The organism is Bradyrhizobium sp. 159 (assembly GCF_023073795.1).
Taxonomy (GTDB): domain Bacteria; phylum Pseudomonadota; class Alphaproteobacteria; order Rhizobiales; family Xanthobacteraceae; genus Bradyrhizobium.
Map to the genome: position 1 here is coordinate 1 of NZ_JADPKE010000056.1, position 917 is coordinate 917.

Below are 917 nucleotides of genomic sequence, written 5' to 3' on the forward strand. Positions count from 1 at the left end.
GCTGTTGCGACGCAGAGATATCAGTGATTCAGTCTGTCTAATTGGCAGGACTGAAGATCATGATGGGGCATCGGCAAGTCGAACAGACCGCGTTGTTCTATGAGTTCTCGCTCGAAAGACATATCCCGACTGATCACTTGCTGCGGTTGATTGACAGGTTTGTCGATCTTGAACAGGTCCGGCGGGACCTGGCGCCTTTCTACAGCAGCATCGGTCGGCCTTCGATCGATCCCGAGCTGATGATCCGGATGCTCTTGATCGGTTACTGCTTCGGCATTCGATCGGAGCGGCGCCTGTGCGATGAGGTTCACCTCAATCTGGCCTACCGGTGGTTCTGCCGGCTCGGTCTGGATGGGACGGTGCCGGATCACTCGACGTTTTCCAAGAACAGGCACGGCCGCTTCCGGCAGAGCGACCTCTTCCGTCGCGTGTTCGAGAGCGTGCTGCGCCGCTGCATCGAGGAACGACTGGTCGGCGGTGAGGGATTTGCAGTCGATGCGAGCCTAATCAAGGCCGATGCCAATCGGCAGAAGGGGATCGAAGGCGATAAGGGACTTCCGCCGGAGGCTGCCAGCCGAGCAATCGATGAGTATCTGGCTGTCCTTGATGATGCCGCTTTCGGAGCCGCGACCGAGGTTACTCCGAAGTTCGTATCGCCTTCCGATCCGGCGGCGCGCTGGACCGGCGCGCACGGCGGCCAAGCGTTTTTCGCCTATTCGACGAACTATCTGGTCGACATCGAGAACGCGATCATCGTCGATGTTGAGGCAACGACGGCAATCCGGCAGGCGGAGGTATTGGCCGCCAAGCGCATGATTGAGCGCTCGCTGGAGCGGTTTGATCTCTATCCGAGCCGGCTCCTCGGTGACAGCGGCTATGGCTCGGCCGAGATGCTCGCCTGGCTGGTCTATGAGCAC

1 protein-coding gene is annotated in these 917 nt (G+C 59.5%); it reads left to right on the plus strand.

From position 1 onward, the window contains the following. Positions 1–59 precede the first annotated feature (59 nt). Positions 60–917: transposase (locus tag IVA96_RS15255; RefSeq protein WP_247418079.1), on the plus strand; the 858-nt coding region annotated here is incomplete at its 3' end.